This is a genomic window from Amycolatopsis pittospori (assembly GCF_013870525.1).
GTDB lineage: Bacteria > Actinomycetota > Actinomycetes > Mycobacteriales > Pseudonocardiaceae > Amycolatopsis > Amycolatopsis pittospori.
Genome location: NZ_JACBXD010000104.1, coordinates 1 through 24,067, shown reverse-complemented (window position 1 = coordinate 24,067; position 24,067 = coordinate 1). Strand labels below are relative to the sequence as shown.

The window sequence follows — 24,067 nt, the reverse complement described above, 5'->3', positions numbered from 1 at the left end:
GGCGGCCTTGATCTTGTCGGCGGTGCTCCCCGGGTGATCCTTCACCCAGACCGCGGGGTTGGGCACAGGGTCCGGCGTCGAGCCCGGCGTCCAGCGCCGCGCAAGGACCGGCATCAAGTCCGGCCCCGGGTCCCGCCCAGGGCCCCGCGTCCAGCCCGGCCCCGAGTCCCGCACAGGGACCAGCCCCGAGCCCCGCACCGAGTCCTGCCCAGTCCAGTGGAATGCCGCCCGCGGCCTCGTCCGGTGCACCGGCGTCGTCCGGTGGTTCCCCGGCGAGCTCGGGTGGGTACGGCATGGCGCCGAACTCGGGTTCGAGCTCGCCCGGATCGTCGGGCGGCTATGGCATGGCGCCCGGCGGCAACGGACCACCACCCGGTGGGTTCCCGCCGCCGAACCGGCCGAACGACGGCGTCCAGGCCGCCGGTCTCAGTGGAAACGGCGGGCCGCAGCAGCCGCGTTTCGATCAGCCGCAGGGTCAGATGCCCTTCCAGGGCCAGCCGATGCAGCCGCCGCCGCAGGGACCTCCGGGTGGCTTCGCGCCTCCGCCGCCGCCTCAGGGTGGCGGCCACGGACCCATGCCCGCTCGCGGACCGCAGGGTCAGCCGCAGGGTCCGCGCCCCACCGGATCGCAGCCGCCGCCCCAGCATCCGGGCAACGGTGGTCATGTCCAGGATCGGCGTCTTGGCGGTCCGGGGGACAGGTCGCAGCAGCGTGCCCAGCAACCGCCGCCGCAGGGACCTCCTCCCGGCCAGCGGCCGCCGCAACCACCCCAGCCTCACCAGGCACCCCCGCCGCATCAGGGCCCGCAGGGCTATCAGGGCAGGCCGCCCCAGGGACCCGGCCAGCACGGTGGTGTCCCGCCGCGTCCGCAGCTGCCGCCGCCCGGGCAACATCCGGGTCAGCACCCTGGTCAGCATCCGGGCCAGCAGCGTGGCCCCGCCGGCTACCAGCCGCCTCCGCCGCGACCCCAGCATCCGGGCAACCCACCGTTCCCGGGCAACCGCGGTCCCATGCCGCCGCCTCCGCCCGGTCACCACCCGGGTCAGCCGAACCCTGGCCAGCCCAATCCCGGCCAGCCCAACCCCGGTCAGCAGAGTCGGCCGGGTCAGCCCGGGCATCCGGGTCAGCAGCCCGGGCGTCCGTTGCCGCCCGGTGGCGAGCAGCCGCGTTTCGGTGGCCAGCAGCCGCAACGTCCTCCGCAGGTCCCGGCCCCGCGCCCGGGCCAGGACGGGAACGCCGGCCCCGCACCGCAAGAGCGCGCGCCCCAGCAGGCGCCGAAGGACCACAGCGGGAACCTCAACGACGGCGCCGACCTGCCCAAGGACACGGATCTGCCGAAGGACGCGGATCTGCCCAAGGACTCCGAAGCGCCCAAGGAAACCGAAGCGCCTCACGACACCGAAGCGCCCAAGGACGAGGCGCACCCGTCCGACGAGCGGTACCTGACGGATCCGGAGTTCCACACCGACGATCCCGCGGCCTACCGCGCGCTCGCCGAAACGCAGATCGACAAACGCGGTGTCGACCCCAAGACCGGGGAAGCGCGCAACGAGCAGGTCCACCGGGAAGCCCTCGCCAAACGCGACGCCCACGAGGATCCGCACGTCAAGAACATGTCGGATCAGGGCGCGTACGCGGTACACAGCTACACGCGTACCGATATGGCCGAGACGATCACTCGCGCCCAGCGTCACGGTGGGCCGGAGCTGGACGCGCTCCGGCCGCATATCGAGGCGATCACCTCCGGCCTCAACGAGATGCCCGCCTACGAAGGCGTCGTCTCGCGGCGGGTGAACTTCCACGGCAACGAGAGCGCGATCCAGGGCTTCCTCGCCGCGCACGCCGAGGGCCGGGTCATCGTCGACCCGCAGATGCTGAGCACGTCGCGGGTCACCCCCGAGCATCCGCACAGCACCTTCCCGGGTGAAGTCGAGATGCGCATCCAGTCGAAGACCGGACGCCACATCGAGGACCTCGCCTCCAAGACGGAAGAGCGCGAAGTGCTGATGAAGTCGGCGACGCAGTTGCGCGTCACCGAAGTCAAGATGGGGCCGGGGCATCCGGACCACCCCGAGTACAGGGCACGGCTGGACGACGGCAGCGTCAACGACCTTCCGAAGTGGATCGTCGAATGCGAAGAGGTCGTCGCCGGCGACGACGGTCACCTGACCCCGGAACAGGTCAACGAGAAGGTCGCGGAGCGGCGCGAGTACAACAACGCCGAGCAGGACAGGCTGGCTCAGGAAGAGATCGACCGCGACGCCCAGCTTCGCCGCGACCACCCCGAGCTGTTCCAGAACAACTTCGCGGGCCTCGAGACCAAGATCGCCGACGGCAAGGGCGGCTTCGTCGACATTCCCGACGACGCGCCGGTCCGCGAGATCCCCAAGCCGAGGGAGCACGCCCCCGAGGGCGGCTGGTCGGAGCTGGCGAAGCCGCTCGACGAGGGCGGGGCCCCGGCCATCCACGCCGGTTCGACCGACACGCCGCAGCAGCAGATCCGCCTGCTGATGGACGACCTGCCGGCGGTCGGCGAGGTCAACACCCGCAACTACTACACGCCCGAATCGTGGAAGGACGGCTACCAGACCAACTCGGCCGAGGCGCTGGTCGCGTTCGAGGACCGGATGAACGGGGGCGACGCAGTCGCCGGGCCGTCGACCGGTGGTTCGCCGTTGCAGCACGTCAGCGACCGGATCGGCGGCCGGTGGTCGGAGCAGAGCGGCTTCGGCGACATCGCCCGTGACCTGGGTGAACGTCCGGTCGGCGCGCGGACGGCGGTGGCGTTCGAGCATCACGCCGCCGGCGACCCGAACGCGCCGGAGGGCTCGCCGCGGTCCAAGGACCGGGTCGAGACCCGGATCGTCGCCGCGGTGAACACCCCGCACGGCGTGGTCTTCGCCGACCCGATGACCGGGCGGCTCGCGACACTGCCCGACAATCCGACGTCGATCAAGGCGATGCCGATGGGCGGCGGCGACGCTCCGCACGCCCACACGCCGGAAGCGCCGTCACACACGTCGGAAACTCCGGCGGACTCGCCTACGCCCGAGCCCGAGAAGTCGCCTGCCGAGCGGCTGCGCGGCGACGACGAGCCGCCGCCGGTCGACCGGTCCGACGACCAGCCGGCGCCCAAGACCGAGCTGGACATCGCCGACCGGCTCAAGGGGCCGGAGGAGACGCCGACGCGGCTCGACGAGAGCTACGTCGACGACACCGGTTTCCGCGGTTCGCCCGAGGACCACAAGAGCCTGCGCGACCGGTACGACAGCGCCGAACTCGCCGAGCAGGCTCGCGCCAAGGCCGTCCAGCGGCTTGAGGCGAGTCCGCTCAAGGACCGCGTCTCGCCCGAAGCCGCTGAAGCGATCTACTCGTACTCGCGCGAACACGCCTACGCGATCAACGAGGCCAACCGGCGGGGTGAAGCCCACCCCGACTTCGAGAACGCCCAGCGCAGCACCCGGGCGATCGTCGGCGCGCTGCACGAGCTACCCGACTTCCACGGCGAGGCCATCCGCGGCGTCGACACCAAGGGCGACATGCAGGCCGCCGGGATCATCGCGGCGCATTACGAGCCCGGCCAGACGGTCCCCGAACCGACGATGACCAGCTCCACCATCAAGACGTCCTCGGACACGAAGTCGAAGTTCGGCCAAGACGTCGAGATCCACATCGTCACGAAGACCGCGAAGGACGTTTCCTCACTCGCCGAGAACCCGGGTGAGAACGAGGCGATCAGCAAGCCCAAGACGCAGCTTTACGTGCACAGCAAGGAGTTCAAGACTCCTCCGCTGGTCGACCGGCCGAAGTGGGTCATCCACGCCGAAGAGGTCACGCCTCCCGACCCGCGCTGCCTCGACGCCGAGACCGCCGAACGGAAGCTGGAAGAGCGGCGGGCCCGGCACAACGCGGAGGCACCCGAGCTCGCGCGTCTCGCGCAGGCACAGTCGATGGCGCGCCTCGGTGGTTTCGACGAGCCTCAGACCCCGCACCTCACCACGGAAAACCCGGCCCAGCACGGGGTCGCGGACGCGGACAAGGGACCCGAGTACGGCGAACAGCCTGCCCAGGACCACGGCGACTCCGATCAGACCATGGAACTGCCTGCCCCGGAGCGGGACTTCTCGTCCCTGGCCGTGGCGACGAACCCGCCGAGCGAACCCGCGATCCACGCCGGTTCGGCGAGCCCGGAGCAGCAGGCCGCGTACGTCCGCGAACGGCATCCGCACCTCGGCGAGGTCAATCCGCACTTCAACGACCCGGACGCGCTGGAGAACGGCTACCGGTCCAACTGCACCCGCACGCCGGGCGCCTACATGGACCGGATGAACGGCATCGACTCCACCGCCGACCCGCTGCTCGTGCACGAAATGGACAGCCGCGGCACGCTGGAGCACGTCGAAGAGCGGTTCGGCGGCCAGTTCTCCGACCGCGCCGACTACGACACCGTCATCCGCGAGATGCGGGACATGCCGACCGATCACCACGCCGTCGTCGCGGTCAAGTACCTCGACGAGAACGGCGTCGAACGCGGCCATATCGCGATGGTGGCGAACACCCGGGACGGCGTCGCGTTCATCGACCCGCAGTCGGGCGCGCTGATGAACCTGCCGCATCCGCCGCTGAGCATGAAGCTGATGCACGTCGGCGTCCCGGAGGGTCCGGCGGCGCACGCCGGGCAGCACGCCGACGGGCACACCACGCAGACCGACACCGCGTCGGCGCGGCCCGTCGACCCGCGGATCGCGTTCGCGCGGCCGGATCAGCCCACCGACCCGCGGATCGCCTTCGCCCGCGAAGACACCCCTGACGTGCAGCCGTCGCGGATCGGGCCGGACGGCCGTCCGATCGTGACCCCGCCGCGCGACGCCGGGTACGGCATGGCGCACGACGCCGGCCAGCCGGACCAGGCCGACCTGCCCCGGAAGCCCGAGAACGTCGACCCGGCGGTCCACGCCGAGGTCGAGCGCTTCCTGAACGACCCCGAGGTCGCTTCGAGGGTGGACGGACTGGATCCCGAGAAGAAGCGGGCCGTCTACGAGGACCACGATGGGGTCAAACACGACGTCGGGCCGATGCGGGACTTCATCCGCGATCACCTGCCAGGGCATCCGGAACTCGTCCGGTTGCTGGAGAACCCGGACAACGCGTACCTGCGGGCTTCGCTGCTGAACAACCCGATGACCATCGGCAGCCTGCTGCTGCACCCGGAGGCCATCCCGATCCTCGAGGACGCCTTGCGCGATGTCGAGGACCGCGGTTTCCAGATGATCGACGACGTCCAGCAGGAGGGCCCCGGCGATACCCCGCTCTCCCAGGTACAGCGGGAGATCTCGGAGTCGGCTTCGGAAACCGCCGGCGACGTGGAACCGCGCGACCGGTACCACGCCGGGTTCGAGCGCGCGAACAAGGGAAATCCGGAGAAGATCCAGGAGTTCCTCGACGCCGAGCGTGAGGCCTGGCCACAGAACCAGGGCGACCTCAACCGGATCGCCGAACGGATCGCCACCGAGAACAATGGTGAGGCGTCCGGCCGTCCGGGAGTCAAGGACGACGACCGCGCCAGGGCGAAGATCGACGGCTACGACGGCGACGCTTCAAAACTCACCGACCTGGTCGGAGCGAAGATCCAGTTCGACACCGTCGCCGACGCCTACAACGCGCTGGCCGCGGTCATGGCCGATCCGGAGCTCCGGATCGTCAGCTTCGACGACCGATTCGCGAATCCGCAGGACAGTGGGTATCGCGACCTGCAGATGAACGTCCGGCTGCCGAACGGGCACGTCGCGGAACTGCGGCTGCACCTGCGACATATCGACACCGTCTCGGCCTACGAGCACGCGCTGTACGAAGTCCGGCGTGATCTCCCGACGTACAACCGGACACTGGACGAGAACAACAAGAAGCGGCTGACCCCGGAACAAGCACTGCTGGAAGCGGCGCTGATGGACCGGGTCCGGGAGAAGTTCATGACCGGGCTCCGGCAGGGCCTGCCGCCTGAGGAGAGCACGTGACCCAGAACCCGTCCTTCTACACGTACTTCGGGAAGACCTACCGCCTCGAGTCCACTCCCGGCGGTGGTCTGACCGGCTACCTCCTCAACCCTCGCACGGGTGAGTTCGACGAAAGGCCTGAATTCGTCCGCGAGGTCATGTGGGCGATGGCGAGTTCGGATATCAGCAAGGTGTCCGAGGAGAAGTTCGTCCAGGAAACCGAGCGGGCTCGCGCGTACGAACTCAAGGGCAGCGGTCCGGTTTTCGCGCTCTACGAGACCATCGACGGCCTGTACGAGCAGGCCAGTCGAGAAAACCGCCGGATGGAGCCGCAGGAATCGGCCTTGATCCAGTCCCTGCGCAAGCGCACCTTCAAGATGTGGGAGGACGAACTGGCCCGTCGCGCCGCCGGCGAGCCACCGACCTTCCGCGCGGAGCCGCGCTTCCCCGAATACAAACCCCCGGAGGAAGGGGATTCCCAGTGATCGCCTTCGACCGGCCGACCCGGGCGCGATGATTCACGTGGAACAACTGACTTCCGAACAACAACGCGGGCTGCTGGTCGAGATCGGCAAGCTCATCCGGGCGGGTGTCACCGACACCGCCCACGCCGCGGTCGCCGATTTCCGCCAGGCCGGGGAGCACTCCGAACTCGAGGGCCACAATGTCATCCCCGATCCCGGGCTGAACGCGCTCTTCGGCACCCTGCGCACCGGGATGTACACCACCGGCCGCGGGACCTGGCTGCAGTCGCGGTTCACGCTCAAACCCGACGGCACCTTCGACTTCGACTTCACCCTCGACGACGAACCGGCCTGGACCGCGGCGCCGGCGACGTCGGCGTATCCGGACGAGCTGGCCGCGTTCCCGCGCGACGACGAGCACATCCCGGACTGGTGGCGGCTGCGCGCGCAGTTGCCGTTGCGCGTCGAGTTCCGGCACGCGCGGATCGTCGACGCGTACACCGAGGGCAAGCCGCCCGTGGTGGACAGACAGGAGCTCGACGAATCCGAAGCACCGCTGGTCGCGCAGTACCTGGAGCGCGAGCCGGCGATCCTCTCCGGCAGCGGTCTCGGGAAGGACATCTTCGAACCCGAAGCCGACGGCGACGTCCCGGAGAGCTATCACACCGACGGCACCTGGATCTGGCACGCGTCCGTCCCGCACTACCTGCGGAAGTACGGCATCCCGCCGGAGCCGGAGCTGGTCGAGCACATCCGGGGGCAGCGATTCCAGCCGCCGTACGTCGAGCACCTCGTGCGGCGGACCGCCGAGGCCGACCTGCTGGGCAAACCGCGGCCGAAGCCGGGCCGCTCCGACGTCAAGAAGACCGAAGGCGACATCGCCGCGGAGCTGGAGACGTCCCCGAACCCGGCCCTGGCCGACGAAGAACTCCTGGTGGTCCTGGTCAGCAGGCTCGGCGAGCACGCCGTCTGGCCGGAGGCGTACCGCATCGGCGACCGCGCGGACGGCGCCTGGTGCCTCAACTTCACCGAGAAGGGCTGGGAGGTCGCGGCCTACGCCGACGGCTCCCCGGTGTCGCCGAAGTACTTCGAAAAGCTCGAAGACGCGGCTCACCAGCTTCTCGGTGCCGTCCTGCTGCATCCGGCGAGGATGACGGCCGGGCACGAAACCCCGTTGGAGACCGCGAAGGAACTCGCCGACTGGCCGGTGCACGCGGCGGCGGGTGAGCCTCCCCTCACCTTGCTCCGCAACAAGCGCGTCAGCCGGATGGTCGCCGGTACGGTCGTACTGCGGTTCGGCGAGGAGACCGGCAATCTGGTTCACCATGGCGGGGTACGGTTCGCCACGACGTCCCTGCCGCTGGAACGGGAGCGTGTCGGTGGGACCTACCGGCTGCGACGCCCGCTCCACGTGATCACCGGTGTCACCGTCCCGTGGGCGAACATGCCCGGTGGTGCGGTGGCCTACGTGCTCCCGAAGACCATCGCCGAGCACGTGTCCGACGGCAGCCTGGAGAGGATCGAGTAGGTGGAATCGGCGGAAGCGGTAGCCAAGGTCGAAGAGTGGCTGCGCGCGGTCCACGGTCCGGACGTGTCCGAACCTGGCGGCGCCGGCCTGCGCGTGCACCACGAAAAGGTCCTCCGCATCCCCGAGGGCTGGTCTGTCCCCTACAACACGATCGCCTTCCTCGACGAGGGTCACGCCGAGAAGGAGATCTTCCCGCCGCCGTCGGTGACCGTCCGCGAACCGGACGGCGAGCTGCGCCAGGCGCATCCACAGCCGGGCGGGCTCAGCGTCCCGGTCGCGTTCCCCGGCCAGGAGGCTTGGCGCGAGGTCGTCGACCCCGAGTACGCGAAGGCCGGGCTCGGTGACCTCGGGGTCCCGCCGCCCGTCGTCGCGGGCTGGGTCAAGGTCAACTCGGAAGGCGTCCAGACCGGCGAGGAACGCGAGAACCCGGAGTACCGGGCCGGACCGGTCCGCCGCGGCTACCCGAAACCGGAGAACAAGCTCGAAACGCTGCTGTCGTTCGCCAGCGTCGGCTGGCTGACCAGGGAACAGCTGCTCATCGGGCTGCTGCGCTGCGAGGTCTACGTCCCGCTGGACCTGGCGTCCGGCAAGACGGAGCGGTTCTATTTCAACGAGGAACGCGCCGAGCTGCGGGTCTTCAGCTCGACTAGGAACCTCCCGTCCCGCGAGCACGGGTACTGGAAGGTCGACATCGCCACGCTGGCCGGGTACGAAAGCCCGCCGAACCTGGTGATCAACGGCGGACCCGCGACGTTCGAGGACGTCAGCGGCGCCGAACTCGCCGAGACCGCGCAGCGGTTCCCGCGCCGGGGAGCACCGATCGACGTCAACGAGCGTTGCCCGGAGGCGGATCCCGAACTGGAGACCCTCGCCGCCGACACCGCGGCGAAGATGGGCCTGCCCGAGCCGGTGAAGCCACCGCTGCACGCGGCCGAACGAGCCCGGCGCCGCGGCTTCGAACTCACCGCCGAGGAATGCCAGAAGACCGTGCTCGGCCAGTCGTGGCTGGCGCGGCTCAAGCTGCCGGAACCGCCGCGCGGCCGCCCGAACGACCTGCGCGCGAACGGTCTCGCCCCCGGCTACGACAACGAAGGCCAGATCCAGCCGCGTCTCGACACCTTCGGCAAGTACTTCGACCGCGACCGCTCCAGCTCGCGCTACGGCTGGCAGCGCGTCACGGGCGCGTACGTCGGCTTCGCGCTCGGTGAAGCACTGGGCGCGGCCGTCGACCGGATGCGACTCGACGAGATCCACAGCACCTACGGCCCGGAAGGCGTCACCGACCTGCCGGTCGCGTTCGACCTGCCCGGCCGGATCGGGCCCCTGACCCAGCGGCTGCTGTTCTACACCGAGGCCGTGATCCGCAGTCCGCACCGCGAGCAGCCGGAGAACCGCGACGCCGAACGGGCGCTCGGGACGGTCGCCCGCAACGCGCTCATGCGCTGGCTGCACACCCAGGGCGCGCCGCTGGACAACGCGGACGGCTGGCTGGTGAAGGTGCCGGAGCTCCGGGTCCGGCGCACTCCCGAAGACGCCGAACTGAACGCCTATCACGCGCTGGCCACGATCTCGCCGACGGCGATGCCGTTGAGCGGGCCGGACGCGCTGGTCGCGGCCCTGCCCGCCGCCCTGACCTCGGCCGGACCCGGCAGCGCGATGAGCGGCGGTGTCCGCCAGGCGGTGCGCGACCTGGTTTCGGTCACGCACCCCGGCGAGGTCGATGTCGAGGCGGCGACCTACCTGACCTGGCTGTTCGAACCGGCGCTGACCTCGGAGGCGTTCAGCTACCCGGTGTGGAACACCTCCCGCGAGATCTTCGACGATCAGAATCCGCACCAGCGGGGACCGGTCTGGGCGGATCTCAAGGCGATGGTCGCGGAGTCGGTGCCGTTCTTCGGCAAGCACGGACTACCCGACCTGCGCGTCCCGGAGCTGATCGGCGACGGCAAGGGCACGCTTTCGGTGCTGGGCCGCGCGTTCGCGGCGTTGTCCGGCTTCGAGAACTACCCCGAGCAGGCGCTGCTGCGGGCGGTCAACCATTCGGGCCGCAGTGCCGTGACCGGCGCGATCGCCGGTGCGCTGCTCGGTGCCCGCACCGGCATTCCCGGCCTGCCGCAGAAGTGGGTCGAGCAGCTGGAACTGCGCTATCTGGTGGAGAACATCGCCACCGACGCGTTCTGGCATTTCGACCGTCACTCGGCGCTGCACGAGGTCGACGGCTGGGACCGGCGGTATCCCCGCTGGTGAATCAGGAATGGGGACGATGAACGAAGAGGAAGCCGTCAGCCGCGTCGAGGAGTGGCTGGCGGGCCGCGGCTCGGAGGGGACGGGCGCGCTGAGGGTCCGTCGCGAGTACGTCGTGCGCGCGACCGACGGCTGGAACGTCACGTACAACACCGTCGGCTGGCTCGACGGGACCGACCCGGGCGTCGGCCTGTTCCCCAGCCCGGTCGCGTTCGTGCCCGACGACGGCGGCGAGATCCGGCTCGACCTGGAGTTGATGGCGGTTTCGGCGGCGGGCGGCGACGCCGACGACGACGCGTTCACCCGCTGGGCCGAGGTCGTCGATCCCGAGTTCGATCCCGCCGTGGCGCCCGGTCTGCCGGTGCCGAAGGCGGCGATCCGGCGCTGGGAGCAGCACACGCTCTACGGCGAGCCGGCCGGTGCCGTCCGCGCGAACCCGGACTACCGGCCCGGCCCGCGCTTCGCCGGGCGGCCTGTCCCGGAAAGCGACGTCGAAACGCTGCTGGGTTACCTGCGCGTCGAGTGGATCACTCCGGAGGAGTTCGTCCACTGGATGCTCGACCTCGATGTGCTGGCCCCGGCCAAGGGCGGCCACCTCCAGGTCCGCGAGTTCGGTGACGCGGGTGCCCGGTTCGTCGTCTACACCTCCGAGAACCAGGTTCTGCCGGAGTACGACACCTGGGAACGGGTCCAGCCGCGAGTGCTCCTGAAGCGCGCGAAGGGCACCCCGGGCGTCGGCCTGCTGGTGAACCCGGGCCGCCCGGAGACCTTCCACGTCTACCCGGAGACGTTGAGTCAGGTCGCCGACCTCGGTCTCGAGTCGGGAGCCCAGCGTCAGCCGTCCATCGGGCGTCCGGCCTACCTCGGCGAGGACTATGCGAAGGCCTTCGAGGCGCTTCGCGAGGAACTGGGCGAGGACGTCGGCGCGGCCACCTCGAACCTGCCGAGCCTCATCGCGCAGGCCAGGAACAACGGCTACACGCTGAGCACCGACGAACTCGTCCGCTACGTGCGCGCCACGACGCTGTCGTTCAAGCGATCCCGGGCCAAGTACGACCGGCGTCCGCTGCCGGAGATGCCCGAAGACCTGTTCGCGTCCGGGCTGGTGACGCATTTCGACGACGACGGCGAGCCATGGCCCAAAGCCTGGACCGGCGGGAAGTTCTTCGACCCCGACCTGCCCCTGGGCAGCTTCGCGTATCCGCCGCTCGTCGGCGCGTACGTCGGCTTCGCGATCGGGGACGCGCTCGGCTCGGGCGCGGCTCCGGCGGACGGCCTGCCGCTCGGCGGGCTGACCCGGCAGCTGCTGTTCCACACCGAATCGGTGATCCGCGGCCTCGACGCGACCCCGGACAAGGCCGAGATCCCGGCGTCGCTGCCCGCGGGCGGACGTCCGGACGGCTGGGTCGCCAAGGCCACCGCGGCCGCCGGTCCGCCACCCGCCGAGTTCTCGGCCATGCTGGTGACCGCGCTGGCCGCGACGGTGACCGGCGGCGTCGAAGGTCCCGCCGACAGCACGTTCTACGCCATGAAGGTGGTCCGTGAGCTGGTCGGTTCCGCGGCCGGACACGAGGTCGTCCACGGCGCCGAACTGCTGGTGAACCTGTTCCGCGCCCAGCTCGCGGCCCGGAACCGGGTGCCCGCGGTGGCGAACTTCCTCGAAGGCTTCGACGACTACAGCGGCGAAGTCGGCGAGCTGGTGAAGACCGTTCTCGACCTCAGGAACGACATCGACGGCGATGACGTCGAACAGTTCGACAGCATCGGCGACGGCCGCACGCCGCTTTCGGTGCTGGGCAGGGCGTTGTTCGCCGCCGCCAAACGAGGTCACGACCCCGAGGCGGCGCTGGCGCTGGCCGCCCGCGGCGGTCCGGTGACCGGCGCGCTGACCGGGACGATGGTCGGCGCGAGGCTCACCGTGCCCGGCCTGCCGCGGGAATGGCTCGCCGCGTTCGACGGTCTCGGCGCCGTGGACGCCATGGCGGGCGACGCCTTTTACTACTTCAACCGTTTCGGCCTGCCCCGTGAACCCGAAGAGCGACGTCGCTGGGACGCGGAGCGGTACCCGCGAGGAGATCAGTAGAGCAATGCGCGAATGGCTTCAGGATCCGGCGACCCGGTCGCGGCTGCGCGGCAGCCTGTACGCCGGGGCGATCGGCGACGCGCTCGGCGCGAAGACCGAATTCGACTCGATCGACCGTATCCGCGAGATCGCCGGCCCCGCCGGGATCACCGGCTTCATCCCCGCGTACGGCGGGATCGGGCGGATCACCGACGACACCCAGATGACGCTCTTCACACTGGAAGGCCTGATCAGGGCCCACGTCGGCGCGAACAGTGAGCAAGGGACCTTTGCTAACGCCTTCCCAGTCGAGCAGTCACTCCAGCTCGCCTACCAGCGTTGGCTGCACACCCAGGGCGTCTCGTGGGAGCGGGCCCGCGGGCCGGAGAACACGAGCGTCGAACCGGACGGCTGGCTGATCACGAACCGCGAGCTGTTCAGCCGTCGCGCGCCCGGCCTCACCTGTTTCAGCGAGCTGGAGGCGTACGGCAAGACCGGCGTGCGCGCCGGCATCGACAAGCCGGTGAACAACTCGAAGGGCTGCGGCGGGGTCATGCGCGCGGCGCCGGTGGCGCTGTGGTCGGACGACGTCGCGGAGGTGTTCCGGCTCGGCGCCGAGAGTGCGGCGCTGACGCACGGTCACCCGAGCGGGTATCTCTCGTCGGGTGCGTTCGCGGTGATCGTGCACGAACTGCTGCGCGGGAAACCGCTGCTCGACGCCGTCCGGGTGGGCCGGGCCGAGCTGGAGAAGTACCAGGGGCACGAGGAACAGAGCGTCGCGCTGGACCAGGCGCTCGCGCTGGCCGGCAAGGGGGCGCCGACGCCGGAGAAACTCGAAACGCTCGGGCAGGGGAACGTCGGCGAGACCGCGCTTTCGATGTCCGTCTACGTCGCCCTGGCCACCACGGACCCGGATTCCGCGCTGCTCGCTTCGGTGAACCACAGCGGGGACAGCGACTCGACGGGATCGGTCTGTGGGAACCTCGTCGGCGCGATGTACGGCGAAGAAGAACTACAGACGGACTGGCTGTCGAAACTGGAGCTGGCCGGGGTGATCGGGCAGCTGGCCGATGACGCCCTCGCGGAGTTCGCGGGCAACGCGCCGGGTGACGACCGGTGGTACGTCCGCTACCCGGCCTACTAGATTTACCTCCGGTTTGGGGAACTTGGGGAGGGGAACGAATCGTGCGTTACCGGGTTCAAGCGGCGGAGCGGCCGGATGGCCTGTACGCCGTGTGGGGGGACACCGTCTTCGCGGCCCAGAGGTCGACCGAGGACGGCACGCTGCTGCTCATCGCGCCGCCGGGGGAAGCGGCGCCTGACGGCTTCGATCGCGAGTGGAACGGGCGCGCCGCCCGGGTGGTGCTGAACGGCGAGGTCGGCGTGACCTTCAGCCTGCAGACCCACGGCCGCTACGACGACGAGCACTTCCTCGTCGCACCCAACACCGGCGGCGAGCTGACCTTGCGCTGGGCGGGCGAGGACGCCGCCCGCGCGGCCGAGCTGGGGTTGACGGACTTCTCGACGAAAGCGTCACCGTCGCAGCTGACGGCGTTGTGGCAGACGAGGCACGACTTCGTCGAGACGCCGGACGCGCGGCCGGAGGTCGGCACGGGTGACCAGTCGGCGCTGCTGCGTGCCATCGGCCGGACGCTGCTGAAGGTGCTGCCGCCGGGTTGGCAGCGGGTCGGCGCGCAGTTCCGGCAGGTCGGCGACTACGCCGAACTCGAAGTCCGCTCGGTCGGTGACGAGGGCAACGGCCCGGTGTCGGTGTCGATCGCGGCCCCGCCGGAACTCGGATCGCTGTTCACGCGGCTGCGCGCGGCGATGTACAGCGCCGAGACCGGCGCCTGGTTCCAGGGCACCTTCACGCTGGACTCGGAGTCGCACTTCGACTTCGACTTCGACGCCGAGCAGGAACCCACCTGGCGGCTGACGCCGAATGAAGGCGGGAAGCCGTCTCCGCGCGCGTACGCCACGGAGCTGGCGATCTTCCCGCGCGACGCGAAGCAGGTCCCGGCCTGGCTCTCGGCGAAGGCGGGTCTGCCGCTCGACGTCGTCTTCCGGCACGCGAAGGTCGCCGACGCGCACAACGAGGGCGAACGTCCGGTCGTCAACCGGCCACCGGTGCCGCCGGACCAGGTCCGCGGGGTGCTGGACTACCTCTTCCGCTCCCCGGTGGCGGTGTCCCGGCCGGGTCCGCAGCCCGACATCTTCACCCCGAACGGTCCGCCGGACGTGCCGAACGCCTTCCACACCGACGGCGTCTGGATCTGGCCCGCGGCCGTCCCGCACTACCTGCGGAAGTACGGCGTGCCGCCGGAGCCGGAGCTGGTCGAGCACATCCGGGCCGCCGGGTTCTGGCCGCCGCTGGTCGGCGAGCTGGTGCGGGCGACCGCCGAAGCGGAGATCGTCGGCAAACCGAGGCCGGCGCAGACCGACGCGGACCTGCCGGACGAAGGCGTCCGCACCCGGGTCGAACGCGATGGCGAGCCCGGTCGCGACATCCGGGCCGGCGAGGTGCTGGACGTGCTGGCCCAGCGGCTGGCCGAACACGGGGTCGCGCCGACGGCCTACCGGATCGGCGCGAACGTGGTGCCGGAGCCGGGGGTCTGGACGCTGCGCCGCGTCGCGAACGGCTGGGAGGTCTCGCGACCACCGTCGGACGAACCGGTGGCGTTCGCCAAACTCGAAGAGGCCGCGCGGTTCCTGCTCGGCACCCTGCTGCTGTACCCGGCGCGCGCCGCGGTGGGCGCGAACGAGGAGGCCGACAACCCGGCCGACTGGCCGATCCTGCCGCTGCGGGGCGAGCCGCCGCTGAACTTCTTCCGCCGCAAGCGGATCGTCGTCCTTCCCCCCGGCACCACCGTGCAGCGGTTCGGGAACGACACCGGCAACCTCGTGCACGCCGAATCGGCGCGGTTCATCGAGACCTCGCTCGCGGCGGACCGCGAACGGGATCGCCGCCTGTTCCGCGTGCAGCGGCCGCTGCGCGTGATCACCGGGATCACCGCGCCGTGGAACGGGACGCCGGGCGGGGCCGTGGCCTACGTCCTGCCCCGGCCGCTCGCCCAGCACCTCGAAACCGGAGCGCTTTCCCGCGTCCAGTAGCCGCTAAAGCGACTTCGCGACCAGTTCGTAGGACCGCGCCCGCGCCCCGGCGTCGTACACCGGTGTCGTCAGCATCAGCTCGTCGGCACCGGTGGCGGCGGCCAGCGTCTCCAGCGAGCGCACCACCTTCTCCGGTCCGCCGTGCGCCTGCGCGGCGGCGAACCGGCCGAGGATCTCGGCGGTCTCCGGGGCGAATTCGTGCGCGGCGGCCTGCTCCGGGGTCGGGACGGCGAGGTCGCCGCCCTCGCCGTCGAGCAGGTACGACTTGATCACCTTGCACGGCCCGGCGACGTACTCCGCCTCCTCGTCGGTGTCCGCGCAGATCGTCTCGACGCAGAGGATCACGTACGGCTTCTCAAGCCACTGTGACGGCTTGAAGTTCCCGCGGTAGGTCTCGAGTACCTCGGCCGTGTCCTGCGGACGGATGTGGTGCGCGGCCGCGATCGGCAGTCCGAGTTCGGCGGCGAGCAGGGCGCCGGCCGCGCTCGAACACAGCAGCCACGGCTCCGGCGTCGGCACCTCGCCGGGCAGCACCCGGATCCCGGTCTCCCCGGCGAGATGGCGAAGCAACTCCGCGACGTCGGCGCGGTATTCGTCGTCGGTCGTGGGATCCGCGCCCCGGCGAAGCGCCCGGACGATCTTCTCGTCGAACGTGCCAGGACCGCGGCCGACGCCGAGGTCGATCCGGCCCGGATGCAGCGCCGACAACGTCGCGAACTGCTCCGCGATCGCGAGCGGGGCGTGGTTCGGCACCATCACCCCGCCGGACCCGATCCGGATCGCCGACGTCACCGCGGCCAGATGCGCCGCCAGCACCGGCGGGGACGCCGTCGCGATGGCGGGCGAGCCGTGGTGCTCGGCGATCCAGATCCGGTGGTACCCCAGTTCCTCCAGTTTCCCGGCGACGACGGCCGTCGACGAGAGCACTTCGGTGGCGGCGCGACCGTCTTCGACGACGGCGAGTTCGAGCGCGGAAAGCCGCGAGATCCCCATGGCCCCCAAAGTAGCCAAAAGTCAGGACGCGGTGATGAGCACGGCGGGCGACCACCAGTAGTCGGCCAGCGGTTCGATCCGGATGCCGGTGAAGCCCGCGTCCTTGAGCTGCGAGGCCCAGTCGGTCGCCGGCTGCTCCCAGTTCGTCCGGTCGGCTCCGGGTTTGACGAGGCCCAGCAGAATCGGCAGCAGAAAGCCCTGCGCCACCAAAGACGCGTCCCGGCCGTACTCGGAGATCCCACGTTCGTAGCGCGTGACCAGCGAAAGCACGTATTCGGCGGACTCTTCGTCGTACTCAGGCACGTCGAATTCGGCGAGTACGAGACACGAGGTGCGCGGCCGGAGTGCCCGTAGTACCTCGGTCCGTTCCGCGGTCGGGATCGACTGGAGCGCGAAGGTCGACTGCGTCAGCTGCCACTGTCGATCGTCGTCGCGGGCGAGGAACTCCTGCGCGGTGGCTTCCCAGGTGTGCAGGCCGTGGGTGCCGTCGAGATGCTTGCGCGTCTCGGCGAGCAGCGCGCTCGACGGCTCGACGAGGTCGATCCGCCCGGGCTGCCGGTCGGCCTGTTCGAGCGCGGGGACGACGGCGAGCCCGTCGCCGCAGCCGAGGTCGAGCAGCGAACCGACACTTCCGTAGCGCCGGGCGAGTGCCTCGCTGAGCTTCCGGTAGAGCTTCACGTTCCCGCCGCCGCGGATGAACGCCGTGAACGCGGCGGGCTGGTCGTAGACCGGACCACCGCCGCCTTCGGTCAGGTAGCGCCGCAATTCGGCACCGAGCGTGGATCCGGCACGCCCGGCGAGGTCCGCCGCCTTGGCCGGGTCACCGACGCTGTACGCGGTGAGTGCTTCGGCCAGGACTTCCGTTTTCGTCATGTTCTCCTGTTTACCGTCAGAAAGGCACCCAAAGGGTGACTCTGGTGCCATTGCCTGGAGCCGACTCCACCCTGGCGGTCCCGCCGACCTCGTTCAGCCGGGCGGTGATGGACTCGCTGATGCCGAAACCGGCGGGGCGGGAGTCGAGGCTGAACCCGGCGCCGTGGTCACGGGTGATCACCGCGACGCCGCCATCCTGCTCCTCGACCCGCACGACGACCTTGTCCGTCCCGGCGTGTTTGAGCGTGTTGCGCAGGGATTCGCGGACGGCGTCCCGGATGGCGACCTGCCGGACCTCCGAAAGCGTGTCGTCGTCCAGTTCGGCGATGACGAGCTGGGCGCGCAGGCCGTCCCTGGCCATCTCCGCCGCCAGCGACGCGAGCTTCTCGCCCAGCGGCCGCGAGCCGGCCTCCGAACGCTCCGAAGTCTCGGTTTCGATCGTCTGCCGCAGTTCCATCGACTGCGCCCGCGCCAGCCGCTGGACCTCGGCGAGCCGGGTGGCGGGGTCGCCCTTGTTGGCGAGCGCGATCGCTTCGAGGGTCTGCAGCACGGAGTCGTGCAGTATCCGGTGCTGGCGGGCTCGTTCGGCGATCCGGCCGTTGCGGATTCCGTACGCGAGGGCGAGGCGGGTGCCGAGGCCGATCAGGACCAGCGCGCCACTGGCGGTGAACAGCACGCCGAGGATCGAGGGGAAGGTGGCCATGGCTTCGCCAGGCGAAGCCTTGCCGGTGCCGAACAGGGACGCGAGCATCCGAACCGGGAAGCTGCCGAGCGCCAGCCCCACCGCGGCGGGCATCCCCAGCGCCAACGCCAGCAGCGCGACCTCGCCGAGCAGGTGTTTGCCGGGCACGGTCATCGCCTGCTCGAACACCGAAGCCGGCACGAGCGCGCCGACGGCCAGCGGCGCCAGCAGGGTGAACACGAGGTCGATGGCCAGCAGCCGGGCGGCGTGCTGCGGCCGGAACGGCGCCGAGCGCAGCATCCATCGGATCCCGTACAGCGACAGCCCGACCGACCCGAGCGCCACCAGCCCGACCGGGCCGATCCCGATCATGCCGTGCGTGGAGACGTAGACGCCGAACGCGCCCGGCACCGCGAAGAGCCGATAGACCAGGGGGACAAGTGCGACATAACGGGCGGCGCGCAACAGAAGATTGTCGCGATACGCGGTGTCGACCGGCCCGGACATCTGCTGGATCCGCCGCAACGCCCGCATCGGCGTCGGGTCGCCGACCTCGTCGGACAGCTCACTCGTCGCGGTGGCCAGCGCGGGCGCGCCGCGACGCAGCAACGTCACCAGAAAACTGGGTGGCCGCTTCGCCATCGAATTTCCCCCTGCCCCGAGCACCGGCGCGAGTATGTCGGCTAACGGCACAACGAGCCAGGGTCCAACGGGGTTATCTCAGCCGATGACGTGGAAATCCGTGACGAAACGGGCGACTTGCCCCCGGTCGGTGTAGCCGATCCAGGTCGGGTAGCCGCCGTCGCCCCATCCGGAGATGAACGCCGCGACGGCCGCGCCGCCGTCCCGGATCAGATGGGCGCCGCCGATCCCGTCGTTCTCGAACAGCTTCATCAGCGGACCTTCACCGCTGTCTCCGACGAGCCGTGGCAAGGCCGGGGCGGCGGTCGCGTCCAGGAACGAGCCGATTCCGGAGTCGACCCCGTAGCCGTAGACCTCGCCTGCCTTCGCCTTCGCCGGGTCGTCCCCCTCGGTCAGCGCGAGTTCCCAGCGGACCACCGGCTCGGCCCGCACCCGCACCCGGGCCGCGGCGATCCGCCGGTACTCGCCGCCGTCGTCGTCCGTCAGCCGCACCTTGGCCACCGAAACCGGATAGCCGCCGGGCGGGACGGTCACCAGGAACGGCCCCGGCATGGCGGAGCTGCCGCCGTACGAAGGATCACCCGCCACGAGCCGCCCGCTCGGCAGATCCAGTTCGCCGAGTTCGGCGACCTCGACGATCGCCTCCGGCCGGTTCTCAAGGGTGACTCGGACCTTGAGCCCGTCGCGGAACAGATCGTCGAACCCGTCCCGCCGGACCGGACGCTGAGGTTCCTGCTGCTCCACCTGCGCCGCGGACTGGCCGCGAGGCCACAGTTCGAACCCCACGCAGGCCGCCGCGAAGGCGGCGATCACCAGGCCGATGGCGATCTTCGCTCTCATCCCCATGAGCGGAGACGCTAGCCGCCGACACCGTTCTCGGCGGCCCACTTCTTCAGTTCGGCCACCGCGTCGTCGTGATCCAGCGGACCGCGGTCGAGCCGCAGTTCCTTCAGGTACTTCCACGCCTTGCCGACGTCCGGACCCGGCTTGAGGTCGAGGATCCGCATGATCTCCTCGCCGTTGAGGTCCGGCCGGACCCGGTCGAGGTCCTCCTGCGCCTGGATCGTCGCGATCCGCTTTTCGAGGTCGTCGTAGGTCGCCTGCAGGGCGGCCGCCTTACGCCGGTTACGCGTGGTGCAGTCGGCGCGGACGAGCTTGTGCAGCCGGGGCAGCAGATCGCCGGCGTCGGTGACGTAGCGCCGCACCGCCGAATCCGTCCATTCCCCCTTGCCGTATCCGTGGAACCGCAGGTGGAGGAACACGAGCTGGCTGACGTCCTGGACGATCTCCTTCGAGAACTTCAGCGCGCGCAAACGCTTGCGCACCATCTTCGCGCCGACGACCTCGTGGTGGTGGAAGCTCACGCCGCCACCCGGCTGGAACTCGCGGGTCGCGGGCTTGCCGATGTCGTGCAGGAGCGCCGCCAGCCGCAGGATCAGATCCGGCTCCGACGTCGGCTCGTGCGTCTTCTCCAGGTCGATCGCCTGCGCGAGCACGGTCAGCGAGTGCTGATAGACGTCCTTGTGCTGGTGGTGTTCGTCGATCGCGAGCCGCATCCCGGGCACCTCCGGCACCACGCGGTCGGCGAGGCGGGTGTCCACCAGCAGCTCGATCCCGGGCCGCGGGTCTTCGGCCAGCAGCAGCTTCGAGAGCTCGGCCTGGACGCGTTCGGCGGTGATCCGGTCGATCTCCTCGGCCATCGACGTCATCGCGTCGACCACCCGCGGCGCCGCGGTGAACCCGAGCTGCGCGGAGAACCGCGCGGCCCGAAGCATGCGCAGCGGGTCGTCGGCGAAGGACTCCTGCGGGGTCGCGGGTGTGTCGAGCACCCGGTCCTGCAGCGCCTGGAGCCCGTCGTACGGGTCGACGAAGGTCTGACTCGCCAGCTCGATCGCCATCGCGTTGACCGTGAAGTCGCGGCGGAGCAGGTCACCCTCGATGCTGTCGCCGAAGGTGACCTCGGGGTTGCGGCCGACGCGGTCGTAGTTGTCGGCGCGGAAAGTGGTGATCTCCAGGGTCATGCCCTGTTTGGTCACGCCGACGGTGCCGAACGCGATACCGACGTCCCACACCGCGTCGCCCCAGACGCTCACGATCTTGAGGACCTGGTCCGGCCGGGCGTCGGTGGTGAAGTCGAGGTCGTTCGACAGCCTGCCGAGCATCATGTCCCGGACGCTGCCGCCGACCAGATAGAGGCGGTAGCCCGACTTGGCGAAGAGCTTCGCGAGTTCGTCCGCGAGCGGCGAAATACGCATCAGCTCCGTCACAGCGTTCTGCATCGCAGTGCTCTTCCCCGCAATCGCCTGCCCGGCGACCACCTTGTTCACGACAATCCCACCACGATTTGGATGTACTTACCGAGACACTTACTACGACCCGGCCCAACACGGGCACGGAGAGCCAGCGTACCCGTACCGCCGTTTGCTCTAGCATCGCAGCATGTCTGGATCAGCCGGCCGCTCCGGCGCTTCGAAGCCGGGCCGCCGGCGGAGGCGCAGGCGGGGAAGGCGGCTGACCACGGTCGACGAAACCTCGGCCGGCGGTCTCGTCGTCGACGCGGAACGGGCCAACGCCGCCCTGATCGGGCGGCTCGACCGGCACGGCAGACTGCTGTGGTCGCTGCCGAAGGGCCACATCGAGGACGGTGAGACGGTGGAGCAGACAGCGGTGCGCGAAGTGAAGGAAGAGACCGGCATCTCCGCGCAGGTCCTCCAGCCCCTCGGCACCATCGACTACTGGTTCGTGGCCGAGCGACGCCGGGTGCACAAGACGGTGCACCATTTCATCCTGGAATCCACCGGCGGCGAACTTTCGGACGAGGATGTCGAGGTGACCGAGGTCGCCTGGGTACCGCTCGCCGACCTGGAGACCACCCTCGCCTACTCCGACGAGCGCAAGCTGGTCCGGAAGGCCAAAGAACTCTTCGCGCAGCAACAGCACACCGCCGAGGGAGCACCTGAGTGAAGCGGCTTGCCGCCACTGTCCTGTCGATCCTGTTCCTGGCCCTGCCCGCGTTGTTCGGTGCGACCGCGCAGGCGCAGGAGCAGTCCCGGCTGCGCGTGGACCTCGACCAGTTGAACCCGCGCGTGGTCACCACGGGCTCGACGTCGCTGACCATCACCGGCCGGGTCACCAACATCGGCGATCGCAAGATCACCAAACTGGGCGTCCGCCTGCAGCTGGGCACCCGGCTGCAGACCGAACAGCAGATCGGGGACGTGCTGGCCGGCGGCAAGTTCAAGGACCTCGGTGCCACCGAGTTCGTCGACCTCGAACCGGACACCCTGGAGGCCGGGCAGTCCGCCGGGCTGAACCTGACCGTCCCGCTCGGCCAGTCCTCGAAGCTGCAGTTCCCGAAGCCCGGGGTGTACCCGCTGCTGGTGAACGTCAACGGCACCCCCGACTTCGGCGGCCCGGAACGGCTCGCCGCGATCAGCCTGCTGATGCCGGTGCTCGGCGTCCCGGGCAAGCCGCCCGCGTCGCGTCCGCCGTCCGCGCCCTCGACGAGCCTGCTGTGGCCGATCGCGAACAGCACGGTGCACGTCGTCTCGTCCCCGCTCGGCGGTCCGCTGACGCTGGCGGACGAACGGCTGGCCACCGAGATGGACAGCGGCGGACGGCTGGACTCGCTGGTCGCGGCCGCGCGCGAGGCCGAAGCCGACACGAAGGTCTCGTCGTCGTTGTGCCTGGCCATCGACCCCGACCTGGTCGCGACCGTGGACGGGATGACCCGCGGCTACCAGGTCGCCACCGGGGGCGCGCCCGTCCCCGGTAAGGGCGTCGAGATCGCGAAGAACTGGCTCGGTCAGCTGAAGGCGCTGGTCGCGGGCCGATGCGTGGTCACGCTCCCGTTCGCCGACGCCGACCTCACCGCGCTGACGAAGGTCCGCGCCGGTGACGCCACCGACACCGCGCTCCTGACCAGCGCGATCGGCGGCGCGGCGACCATCAAGAACCTGCTCGGCATCCAGCCGCAGGACGGCGTGCTCTGGCCCGGCGGCGCCCTCGACTCGCAGACCGTCGACGCGATCGGCAAGGCCGGCGTGAAGACCGTGATCACCGAGTCGAACCGGCTCCAGTCCGGTCCGGCGGTCTCCGGTGGCGTGTCGATCGACGGAACGGATCTGCGCGCGCAGCCGATCGACTCGCTGATCTCGTCCGCCTTGAACGGGTCGGGCGCCACCGGCGGTGTGCTCGACGGGGCCGCGATGCGGGCGGTGTCCACCCAGAACGGGCTCGGCGCGATCGCCTTCCGGGCCGGACTCGGCGGGCAGACGGGCGGGCCGGAGCGCTCGCAGTTGCTGATCGCCCCGCCGCGGCACTGGGACCAGACCCGCCCCGAACTCACCGCGTTCCTCGAACGGATGGGTGACTTCTTCGGCGCCGGCGTCGCCAAGTCGGCGCCGCTGACCGAGCTTCTGGGCGAGAGCCCGGCCGGGACCGCGACGGTCAACTACGACCCGCAGGATCTGACGACGGCCACCAGCGGCGACGTCACCGCGAGGATGTCCCAGATCGACAACGAGACCCTGGGCCTGTCGTCGGCGATGACGATGGATTCCACCAAACGAGTGAATCCGGCCGATGTGATCGCCCCGGTCCGGCTCGCCCTGATCCGGGCCGCGTCGACGTCGTGGCGCGGCGCGGACGCCGGGACCGTCACCGGCAACGCCCGCGGTGACCTCGAAGCCATCCGCGGCCAGGTGACCGTGGAGCGGCCGAAGCAGACGATCGCGCTGGCTTCCGGCGCGTCGCCGCTTCCCGCGTACATCACCAACGGCCTGCCGGTCGGCATCAACGTCCGCACCGTGCTGAAGAACAACGTGGGCCTGCGCCCGACCGAAGCGGTCCCGGAGCGGACCGTCCCGGCCTACGGCGCCGTCAACCAGCTGATCCCGGTCGAAGCGCTGCGAGCGGGCCGGTTCAGTGTCGACGTCACCCTGACCACGCCGGACGGGACCAAGCTCGGTTCCGACGCGCGATTCGAACTGACCTCCACCGAGTACGGCGCGATCACCATCATCGTGACCGTCACCGCGGCCGGCGCGTTGCTGCTGCTCTCGTCCCGCCGGATCTACCGGAGGATCAAAGACTCACGCGTCGATCGGACGAACGAAACTCCCCCGCGTGTGACCGAGGACGCACAGGTTTAAGTGTTTCCGGGCGTTGCCGATTACCCTGGGTCGAACCGAACGGTGCCACCGGGCATCGTCGAGCACCGAGGATTGGGCACGCGTTGGAACGAGAGCCGGGTGTACCGCCCGAGCGTGCAGGCCGTCCCCGGCGCGAAGGTACTCCGCCACCGCCGCCCCGTCGCACCGATGGCCCGGCACGCCGTCCGGAACGTTCGGGACGCCCCGAGCGAGCCGAACGCCGTCAGCCGCCACCGCAGCAGCTCCCGCCCGAACGCGGTGAGCGCGGTGAACGGCCACGTCGTGCGACCCCTCCGCCGCTGCCGCAGCCGCCGCCGGACGG

Annotated in this window: 15 protein-coding genes; 9 read left to right on the top strand and 6 right to left on the bottom strand. The window is 70.3% G+C overall.

Going from position 1 to position 24,067, the window contains the following annotated elements; genetic code table 11:
* Window positions 1-293: 293 nt before the first annotated feature.
* From H5J31_RS40495 to H5J31_RS34995, 7 genes are read left to right on the top strand one after another with little or no spacing between them, the layout of a single operon-like run.
* Complete coding sequence (locus H5J31_RS40495) at window positions 294-6,014, top strand: toxin glutamine deamidase domain-containing protein (RefSeq protein WP_328701691.1); 5,721 nt, start codon at window positions 294-296, stop codon at window positions 6,012-6,014.
* Window positions 6,011-6,478, top strand: a complete 468-nt coding sequence (locus H5J31_RS35020) for a hypothetical protein (protein ID WP_181776970.1) — start codon at window positions 6,011-6,013, stop codon at window positions 6,476-6,478. The genes H5J31_RS40495 and H5J31_RS35020 overlap by 4 nt, the downstream gene beginning before the upstream one ends.
* 37 nt (window positions 6,479-6,515) lie before the next feature.
* Complete coding sequence (locus H5J31_RS35015; RefSeq protein WP_181776969.1) at window positions 6,516-7,985, top strand: TNT domain-containing protein; 1,470 nt, start codon at window positions 6,516-6,518, stop codon at window positions 7,983-7,985.
* A complete protein-coding gene (locus tag H5J31_RS40490; protein ID WP_181776968.1) occupies window positions 7,986-10,232 on the top strand; it encodes an ADP-ribosylglycohydrolase family protein in 2,247 nt (748 codons plus the stop codon).
* Window positions 10,233-10,248: 16 nt separating this feature from the next.
* Complete coding sequence (locus tag H5J31_RS35005; protein ID WP_181776967.1) at window positions 10,249-12,312, top strand: YrhB domain-containing protein; 2,064 nt, start codon at window positions 10,249-10,251, stop codon at window positions 12,310-12,312.
* A gap of 4 nt (window positions 12,313-12,316) precedes the next feature.
* Window positions 12,317-13,435, top strand: coding sequence for an ADP-ribosylglycohydrolase family protein (locus tag H5J31_RS35000; RefSeq protein ID WP_181776966.1), 1,119 nt, complete (start codon window positions 12,317-12,319; stop codon window positions 13,433-13,435).
* Window positions 13,436-13,476: 41 nt separating this feature from the next.
* Window positions 13,477-15,402, top strand: a complete 1,926-nt coding sequence (locus H5J31_RS34995) for a TNT domain-containing protein (protein ID WP_181776965.1) — start codon at window positions 13,477-13,479, stop codon at window positions 15,400-15,402.
* A gap of 3 nt (window positions 15,403-15,405) precedes the next feature.
* Here H5J31_RS34995 and H5J31_RS34990 read toward each other — a convergent pair whose 3' ends face one another.
* The 5 genes from H5J31_RS34990 to H5J31_RS34970 all read right to left on the bottom strand — a co-directional run bounded on the left by H5J31_RS34990 (window position 15,406) and on the right by H5J31_RS34970 (window position 20,871).
* A complete protein-coding gene (locus H5J31_RS34990; protein ID WP_181776964.1) occupies window positions 15,406-16,395 on the bottom strand; it encodes an LLM class flavin-dependent oxidoreductase in 990 nt (329 codons plus the stop codon).
* 21 nt (window positions 16,396-16,416) lie between these two features.
* Window positions 16,417-17,268 carry a class I SAM-dependent methyltransferase gene (locus tag H5J31_RS34985; protein WP_181776963.1) on the bottom strand — a complete coding sequence of 284 codons (852 nt, stop codon included), beginning with the start codon at window positions 17,266-17,268 and terminating at the stop codon, window positions 16,417-16,419.
* 16 nt (window positions 17,269-17,284) lie between these two features.
* On the bottom strand, window positions 17,285-18,592 hold the full coding sequence (locus tag H5J31_RS34980; RefSeq protein ID WP_181776962.1) for a sensor histidine kinase: 1,308 nt from the start codon (window positions 18,590-18,592) through the stop codon (window positions 17,285-17,287).
* A 78-nt stretch (window positions 18,593-18,670) separates the two neighbouring features.
* Entirely contained in the window at window positions 18,671-19,438 is a 768-nt protein-coding gene (locus H5J31_RS34975) for a DUF4241 domain-containing protein (RefSeq protein ID WP_181776961.1), read from the bottom strand.
* Between the two features lie 11 nt (window positions 19,439-19,449).
* Complete coding sequence (locus tag H5J31_RS34970; protein WP_181776960.1) at window positions 19,450-20,871, bottom strand: CCA tRNA nucleotidyltransferase; 1,422 nt, start codon at window positions 20,869-20,871, stop codon at window positions 19,450-19,452.
* Between the two features lie 160 nt (window positions 20,872-21,031).
* On the opposite strand from H5J31_RS34970, the gene H5J31_RS34965 reads away from it, so the two are divergent.
* Together H5J31_RS34965 and H5J31_RS34960 are read left to right on the top strand one after the other, a co-directional pair.
* On the top strand, window positions 21,032-21,556 hold the full coding sequence (locus tag H5J31_RS34965) for an NUDIX hydrolase (protein WP_181776959.1): 525 nt from the start codon (window positions 21,032-21,034) through the stop codon (window positions 21,554-21,556).
* Complete coding sequence (locus tag H5J31_RS34960) at window positions 21,553-23,745, top strand: DUF6049 family protein (protein ID WP_181776958.1); 2,193 nt, start codon at window positions 21,553-21,555, stop codon at window positions 23,743-23,745. The genes H5J31_RS34965 and H5J31_RS34960 overlap by 4 nt, the downstream gene beginning before the upstream one ends.
* A gap of 20 nt (window positions 23,746-23,765) precedes the next feature.
* Here the strand turns inward: H5J31_RS34960 and H5J31_RS39645 are convergent.
* A partial coding sequence (locus tag H5J31_RS39645; protein WP_207899292.1) for a hypothetical protein occupies window positions 23,766-24,067 on the bottom strand: 302 nt, incomplete at its 5' end.

Coding starts and splice junctions, on each gene's coding strand:
- H5J31_RS40495 (WP_328701691.1), top strand. CDS start 294: ATGGCGCCGAACTCGGGTTCGAGCTCGCCCGGATCGTCGGGCGGCTAT.
- H5J31_RS35005 (WP_181776967.1), top strand. CDS start 10,249: ATGAACGAAGAGGAAGCCGTCAGCCGCGTCGAGGAGTGGCTGGCGGGC.
- H5J31_RS35000 (WP_181776966.1), top strand. CDS start 12,317: ATGCGCGAATGGCTTCAGGATCCGGCGACCCGGTCGCGGCTGCGCGGC.
- H5J31_RS34990 (WP_181776964.1), bottom strand. CDS start 16,395: ATGGGGATCTCGCGGCTTTCCGCGCTCGAACTCGCCGTCGTCGAAGAC.
- H5J31_RS34985 (WP_181776963.1), bottom strand. CDS start 17,268: ATGACGAAAACGGAAGTCCTGGCCGAAGCACTCACCGCGTACAGCGTC.
- H5J31_RS34980 (WP_181776962.1), bottom strand. CDS start 18,592: ATGGCGAAGCGGCCACCCAGTTTTCTGGTGACGTTGCTGCGTCGCGGC.
- H5J31_RS34975 (WP_181776961.1), bottom strand. CDS start 19,438: ATGGGGATGAGAGCGAAGATCGCCATCGGCCTGGTGATCGCCGCCTTC.
- H5J31_RS34970 (WP_181776960.1), bottom strand. CDS start 20,871: ATGCAGAACGCTGTGACGGAGCTGATGCGTATTTCGCCGCTCGCGGAC.
- H5J31_RS34965 (WP_181776959.1), top strand. CDS start 21,032: ATGTCTGGATCAGCCGGCCGCTCCGGCGCTTCGAAGCCGGGCCGCCGG.